Origin of the sequence: Bacillus sp. JJ722 (assembly GCF_036963345.1) — a bacterium.
Classification (GTDB): Bacteria; Bacillota; Bacilli; order Bacillales; family DSM-1321; genus Bacillus_AD.
Genome location: NZ_JBALMO010000139.1, coordinates 1 through 7,378 on the forward strand (window position 1 = coordinate 1; position 7,378 = coordinate 7,378).

At 34.4% G+C, this 7,378-nt stretch carries 6 protein-coding genes and 1 pseudogene; all 7 read left to right on the forward strand.

All coding sequences use genetic code 11. The annotated features are described in order from the left end of the window. The first annotated feature begins 151 nt into the window (after positions 1–151). Positions 152–1,552 carry an NAD-dependent succinate-semialdehyde dehydrogenase gene (locus V7014_RS16790; protein ID WP_335508595.1) on the forward strand — a complete coding sequence of 467 codons (1,401 nt, stop codon included), beginning with the start codon at positions 152–154 and terminating at the stop codon, positions 1,550–1,552. A gap of 271 nt (positions 1,553–1,823) precedes the next feature. Then, positions 1,824–2,606: an undecaprenyl-diphosphate phosphatase gene (locus V7014_RS16795; protein WP_335508589.1), complete on the forward strand. Its 783-nt coding sequence runs from the start codon at positions 1,824–1,826 to the stop codon at positions 2,604–2,606. A gap of 227 nt (positions 2,607–2,833) precedes the next feature. Then, positions 2,834–4,153: a TrkH family potassium uptake protein gene (locus V7014_RS16800; protein ID WP_335508590.1), complete on the forward strand. Its 1,320-nt coding sequence runs from the start codon at positions 2,834–2,836 to the stop codon at positions 4,151–4,153. A gap of 197 nt (positions 4,154–4,350) precedes the next feature. After that, positions 4,351–5,046, forward strand: coding sequence for a response regulator transcription factor (locus V7014_RS16805; RefSeq protein WP_335508591.1), 696 nt, complete (start codon positions 4,351–4,353; stop codon positions 5,044–5,046). A 1-nt stretch (position 5,047) separates the two neighbouring features. Beyond that, on the forward strand, positions 5,048–5,986 hold the full coding sequence (locus tag V7014_RS16810; RefSeq protein WP_335508592.1) for a sensor histidine kinase: 939 nt from the start codon (positions 5,048–5,050) through the stop codon (positions 5,984–5,986). Positions 5,987–6,106: 120 nt separating this feature from the next. Further along, positions 6,107–7,030, forward strand: coding sequence for an ABC transporter ATP-binding protein (locus V7014_RS16815; protein ID WP_335508593.1), 924 nt, complete (start codon positions 6,107–6,109; stop codon positions 7,028–7,030). 79 nt (positions 7,031–7,109) lie between these two features. Then, a pseudogene (locus V7014_RS16820) lies at positions 7,110–7,378 on the forward strand (ABC transporter permease); the annotation flags it as partial.

Genomic DNA, 7,378 nt, shown 5'->3' on the forward strand with positions numbered 1-7,378 from the left:
ATATTAAAGAGAAATGATATGGATTGCTTCAAAATTGCACATAGAAGCATTGCCTATACTCAGTTGGTATAATGGAAATATAAGACTTATGCAAACAAACATATTTCGTTGGAAAAATATTTTGGGGGATGAGCTAATGAAAGCAGTAGGCATGTTAATTAATGGACAAGAAGTGTTTAGCGAGCAAAGTATTGCTGTAACCAATCCAGCTACGGGTGAACAAATCGCTACAGTACCAAATGGGGGAGAAAAAGAAGCGAAGGCAGGGGTCGATGCTGCGCATGAAGCTTTCTTGACATGGTCGAAAAAAACAGCGTCTGAGCGAGCAACATTGTTACGAAAATGGTTTGAATTAATAGATGCAAATAAAGAAGAATTAGCTAGAACGATGACAATTGAGCAAGGTAAGCCTTACAAAGAAGCTTTAGGTGAAATTACTTATGCGAATAGTTTTGTTGAATGGTATGCAGAAGAAGGGAAACGTATTTATGGTGATACAATTCCAGCGAGTGATCCATCTAAACGAATCCTTGTTTTAAAACAACCAGTAGGTGTGGTTGCGGCTATTACACCTTGGAATTTCCCGGCTGCAATGATTACGAGAAAAGTCGCACCGGCACTTGCAGCGGGATGTACGGCAGTAATTAAGCCTGCGAAGTTAACGCCACTAACAGCTATTAAGCTTGTGGAACTTGCGTATGAAGCTGGAATTGATAAAGGGGCAATCAATGTAGTAACAGGTAGTGCACAAGCAATATCAGAGGTATGGATGAAGGATAGCCGTGTAAGAAAAGTATCATTTACTGGCTCTACAGAAGTGGGCAAGCAGCTGATGAAAGACAGTGCTGAGACGATGAAGAAGGTTTCATTAGAGCTTGGTGGACATGCACCATTTATCGTGATGGAAGATGCCATAATTGATGATGCGGTAGCTGCTGTCGTTCAATCGAAATATCGTAATGCTGGACAAACATGTATTTGTACAAATCGTGTTTTTGTTCATGAAAGCATCTATGAAGAATTTTCTAAGAAAATGGTAGCAGCTGTTAGAAAACTGAAGGTAGGCAATGGGCTTGAAGAAGGTGTAACGGTCGGACCTTTAATTGACGAAAATGCAGTTAACAAAGTACATGAGCATGTGGAAGATGCGCTTGAAAAAGGGGCTGAACTGTTAACGCCTCATATGAATCAATCGGGTTTATTTGTTTCTCCAATCGTGATTGGGAAAGTTCAAGATGATATGTTGTGCATGTCTGAAGAAACATTTGGACCGCTCGCTCCAATTTCGACATTTAAAACGAACGAAGAAGTGATTGCTCGCGCTAATAATACGCCATATGGGTTAGCTTCGTATGTCTTTACGCAAAGCATCTCAGCAGCAGTTGAAATTGCTGAAGCGCTTGATTATGGAATTATTGGATTAAATGATGGATTACCATCCGTAGCTCAAGCTCCATTTGGAGGAATGAAAGAAAGCGGAATCGGTAGAGAAGGCGGAAAATATGGCATTGAAGAGTATTTAGAAATAAAATATATCTCTTTAAAAATATAATTTTTTACTAAAAAAATTTGTAGTTAGAAAGAAAGCCAAAATCATCGATAGGTTTTGGCTTTCTATTATATAGAGTTAAAACAAATGAATTCTTTAGGCATGCCTCGGACGTCTATAAAATATTAAATTCTTCTAAAATTCCTCGTAATTTCTATTATTCATTAAACCATTGAATTTCTCGTGTCCTAGCATGTGTTTCGTTCTCTATTTGTTTCATCGTTTGAATGAGCAATATGGAAGATGAGATTAAATATGATTAAGGATGGAAACTATGTTAAGTAAAGTAGAAGCTTTTATATTAGGGATTATTCAAGGTTTAACGGAATTTTTACCGATTAGCAGTACCGGACATTTATATTTAGGACGGCATATGTTTAACTTGCAAGAAGCGGGTCTTACACTAGATACAATGCTCCATATTGGCACACTAGTTGCCGTCTTTGTATTTTATAAACACGAGTTTATTTCGATATTAAAGAATCCTTTTGGTAAGCTTACTTGGTTATTAGTAATTGGAACCGTCCCCGCAGTTCTCGTTGGATTCGCCTTTAAGGATTATTTCGATGCAATTTCAAAAACAGGAGTAACGATTGGCTGGGAATTTCTATTGACAGGGTGTTTTCTTTGGTATGCAGAAAACATGAAGCAAGGTAGAAAGAAAATGAATGACATAACATATGGTGATGCTTTATTTATAGGTGCATTCCAAGCAGCAGCTATTTTTCCTGCTATTTCAAGGTCTGGATTTACAATCGCTGCTGCACTTATTCGTAAGTTAGATCGTGAGACAGCTGCTTATTTTTCCTTTTTATTATCTACCCCTGCTATCGTTGGTGCGATTATCTTGCAAACTTTCGATGTATTAGAAGGTAAGGGAGAGCATATTTCTACAAGTGCATTGTTGATTGGAATACTTTCATCAGCGGTTTTTGGCTATATAGCAGTAAAATGGATGATTCGCTTTTTGAAGAACCATTCATTGAAAATCTTTGCTGTTTACGTCTGGATTCTCGGATTATTCATTTTGACTATGCAATATTTGGACAAATTCTAATAGTATGTGGCAGAGTCTCATTAAATATAAGGGCTGCTTCATAGGTCAGAATTACCGACTGTGAGCAGCTTTTTTTATTGATATTGAAAAATAAAATAGTCTTTAAATTTTCAAAGTTATTCTTTACTTAAAGGGTTATAATGTTTTTGGAGAAAAACGTAAGTAAGAAAAATAAAGCAAATATATTTGATTAGGATGAACGATGGTTTGTATGAAGGGAGTTTCATATGAAGGTAAAAGCAATCAAAACTAGTCCACCTCAGTTTTTAATAGGATTGTTTATTTTATTTTTAGCAATAGGTACTATTTTGTTAAAGTCACCTATTGCAACAACTGAGCAAATAAGTTGGCTAGATGCATTCTTTACAATTACATCAGCAACGACTGTAACGGGCTTAACCGTTGTCGATACCGGTACGGCTTATACAATGTTTGGTCAAATTGTCATCATGATTTGGATTCAAATTGGTGGTTTAGGAATTATGTCATTCGCAATTCTAATATTTGTTATGCTAGGTAAAAAAATCGGATTTCGTGAAAGAATTCTTATTCAACAATCATTAAATCAAACATCTGTTGGTGGGGTCATTCGGTTAGTTATTAGTTTATTCCTTTTTGCTTTTACAATTGAAGCCATTGCAGCTGCCTGTTTAGCCACGCGATGGGTTCCTGAGTTTGGATTGGCTGAAGGTATTTATTTCAGTATTTTTCATGCAGTCTCAGCATTTAACAATGCTGGTTTTGGATTGTTGCCTAATAATTTAGTTAATTATGTGGGAGATCCTGTTATAAACATTGTTATAACATTACTGTTTATTATTGGTGGAATTGGATTTACCGTATTAACGGATTTATGGGCAAAATCTAGTTTTAAGAAGCTTAGTTTACATTCCAAAGTTATGATTATCGGTACGCTAGTAATAAATGTAGTAGCAATGATTACAATCTTTCTGCTAGAAATGGATAATCCAGCAACATTAGGTAAGTTAACACCGAGTGAACAGTTCTGGGCTTCTTACTTTCAAGCAGTAAGTCCTCGAACAGCGGGCTTCAATACAATTGATTTGTCACAAATTGAAGATAGTACAGCATTTGTAACAATGATTTTAATGTTTATTGGTGCAGGAAGTGCTTCAACGGGTGGGGGTATTAAGCTAACAACTTTTATCGTGATCATGTTTGCGGTATCTACTTTCTTGAAAGGGAAGAAGAACATCGTAATAGGGAAACGAACGATTGATCAAAACGTTGTTCTTAAAGCTTTAGCCATCTCAACAGCTAGTCTCTTATTTGTTGTAATGGCAATATTTATTCTTACTATAACGGAAGACGCTTCACTTACTGAGATTATGTACGAAGTTTTATCAGCCTTTGGCACAGTTGGTTTAACGATGGGCTTAACATATCATTTATCAGCAGTCGGAAAACTTGTACTTATATTTATTATGTTCTTAGGCAAAATTGGGCCATTGACGTTGCTGTTCTCATTAGCGAGAAAAGATACAAATACAGTTCGATATCCTACAGAAGATGTATTAACTGGTTAAATGAAAGAGGTTGTTCGAGTAGAACGACCTGTTTTTTATGAAGAATTATTGTATAAAATCGCAAATAAATAGAGAATGAGAAGAAACTTGAATCTATTACTGCTCCCTATTACCATCAAGTAATTTTTTCCATAGTAATTGATATAGGGATATAATTACATGTGTTAATATATGTAAGAGTTAGGAGTGATAGGAGAATGCAATCTAATATTTTGCTAGTAGAAGATGATTTGTCGATTCAAGAAATGGTAGAAAGCTATTTATCAAATGAAGGTTTTGCTGTAACGACAGCATCTGATGGAGAAGAGGGACTAATAAAATTTATTCAAGGTTCGTTTGATTTAATCATTCTTGATATTATGATGCCGAAGATAGATGGGTTAGAAGTAGTGAAAATGATTCGCGAAAAAAGTCCTGTACCTATTTTAATGATGTCAGCTAAGGATACGGATGTTGATAAGGCGATTGGGCTAGGCATCGGAGCAGATGATTATATTTGTAAGCCTTTTTCAATGATTGAGTTATCTGCACGGGTAAAGGCTGGTATTCGTCGTTCAACAAAATATTCAATCCCACCAAAGATGAAGGATAACATCATTCAAATTGATGAATTGAAAATTGATACGATAAATTTTACTGTTTGGAAGAAAGGAGAAGTCATTAAACTCACTTCCAAAGAATTCGAACTATTAAAGCTATTTGCCAAAAATCGTAATCGTGTGTTTTCCAAGGCTCATATATATAACCTAATTTGGAATGGCGAATATTTTGGCGATGAGAATGTCATAAATGTTCATATGAGAAGGCTGCGAGAGAAGATAGAGGATGATCCATCGAATCCAAAATATATTAAAACATTATGGGGAATCGGCTATAAGATGGAAGTGATGTAGAGTGGTACTTTTTTTACTGTTGATAATTATTGGTATATTATTAAGTATTATTTTTTTTCAATATAATAGGAATAGAAGTAGAGATGAAGATTTACGTTACATATATGAAAAGCTACACAATATATTAGAGAAGGGAACTGATGAAAAGTTATTAGTTGTGACAGACGACAAACAACTACAGAAACTATTAGTCTCCATAAATCAACTAATAATAACAAATCAAGTAACAAAAGCCAATCATGCGAGGGTTAAGATATCTATGCGAAAGATGCTTTCTAATATATCGCATGATTTAAAAACACCGTTGACAGTTGTACTTGGTTACATAGAAATGTTACATACAAATCAGGGGATGGTTGAGGATCAACGACAAGCATTGCTTAATAAAGTACATATTAAAGCAATTGAAGTGATGGAACTCATACATAAGTTCTTTGACTTGGCGAAATTAGAGTCGGGAGATAAAGATATTGAGATAACGAGAGTTAATATGAATGAATTGTGTCAGGAGAATATTTTATCGTTCTATGATTTACTAATGTCAAAAGGCTATTCGGTTCAAATTGATATACCAGAAGAACATACATATGCACTTGGAAATGCAGAAGTGTTAAGTAGAGTGTTGAATAACTTAATCTCGAACGCGATTACATATGGAGATGATGGAAAAACACTAGGTATGAATTTAAGAAGCGATGAAAACTTTGTGTACATTGATATATGGGATAAAGGGAAAGGAATTTCTGAGTCACATATCGACAAAGTATTTGAACGTATGTATACATTAGAAGATTCAAGAAATCGTTTATATCAAGGAAGCGGACTTGGATTGACGATTACAAAGCGCCTTGTAGAAGCTTTAGGTGGCGAAATTCATCTTTCCAGTATGCCATATAAAAAAACTGAATTTACAATTACGTTAAAAAAACTGAAATTTTAGCTTGTAGAAAGTGATATTCTATAAGCTTTTTTTGAGCTTAAGAAATTTGTAAGAATTAAGTAAGAAAAAAGAGAATTTCGTTTCTTACAATCAAGATATTCAGTGAAAGGGGAAAAAGGTATGTCATACATATTAAGAACAAATCGACTTACTAAAGTGTTTGAAGGAAATAAGGTTGTTTCCAGTATCAATATGAATGTGAAGAAAGGTGAAATTTATGGTTTCTTAGGACCAAACGGTGCTGGTAAAACGACGATTATGAAAATGATTACAAATTTAGTCAAACCGACAACCGGTGATATTGAAATTTTTGGTGAAAAATTAACTGATACTTCATCCGAATTGCTAAAACGGATGGGGACCATAATTGAGTATCCTATTTTTTATGAGAAACTAACAGCTAAAGAGAATCTCTCTTTACATTGTGAGTACATGGGTTATTATGATAAGCAGTCTATCGACCATGCGTTAAATCTTGTCAAATTACACAATATCGAAAATAAAAAAGTAAAGGACTTCTCCCTTGGAATGAAACAGAGGTTAGGAATTGCCAGAGCGATAACAACAAAACCGGAGCTATTGATACTAGATGAACCTATCAACGGATTAGATCCTATCGGTATAAAAGAGTTAAGAGAATTATTCAAAATGCTTTGCAAAGAATATGGTATTACAATATTAATTTCAAGCCATATATTAGCTGAAATAGAACAAATGGCAGATACGATTGGTGTCATTCAAAATGGAAAGATGATAAAAGAAGTTTCAATGATGAGTATCAATGGGGAACATACCGAGTACATTGAAGTGACTGTACAGGATATTAAAAAAGCAGCATATATTTTAGATCATAATCTAGGTTTGAAAAACTATAAAATCATGAATGAACAGACGCTTCGCATTTATGAAATGACAGCAACACAGCAAGAAATTTCAAAAGCGTTCATTATGAATGACATTGAGATTGAAAGCATCAATAAGAAGCACAGTTCATTGGAGGAGTATTTCCTAAATTTAATGAATGGTGAGGGAATCAATTCTTAACATGATGAATTTAGGATATTGAATTAGTAATAATACTTAGTAGTGTACTTCTTACATTTTTATAATGGAGGCAAACAACATGTTTAATCTTATGAAACTAGAATGGAAAAAACATTATTTATCTCGTTATTTTAAAGGATTAGCAATTTGTATTGTGGCAATTTTCACTGCTGTTGGACTTATGGCGTGGGGTTCTAGAGTTGAAAGTGAGCAAATGTTTTCAGACTATGCGGGATTCATGTCTTTAACGAATATTTTTATTCGAATCACATTTATCATTTTTTCAGCTGTAATTTTATCACGTTTAGTAATTGATGAATACAAGAGTAAAACTATGCAATTACTTTT